The organism is Stenotrophomonas sp. STEN008, assembly GCF_056760435.1.
The window spans coordinates 1-222 of sequence record NZ_JBRRET010000097.1; the positions used below are offsets into that span (position 1 = coordinate 1).

Annotated in this window: 1 tRNA gene; it reads left to right on the top strand. The window is 56.3% G+C overall.

From position 1 onward, the window contains the following. Positions 1 to 112 precede the first annotated feature (112 nt). Positions 113 to 188, top strand: a tRNA-Ala gene (locus ACVOME_RS18710). Positions 189 to 222: the final 34 nt, after the last annotated feature.

A 222-nucleotide genomic window follows, 5' to 3' on the forward strand; every position in this document is an offset into this window, starting at 1 on the left:
CGGCTGGATCACCTCCTTTTGAGCAAAGACAGCATCGTCCTGTCGGGCGTCTTCACAAAGTACCTGCATTCAGAGATTTGCATCGGCCAGGCCGGTGTGAGATGTCCCTTTTGGGGCCTTAGCTCAGCTGGGAGAGCACCTGCTTTGCAAGCAGGGGGTCGTCGGTTCGATCCCGACAGGCTCCACCACGTTTGAGTAAGACATTTGGGTCTGTAGCTCAGG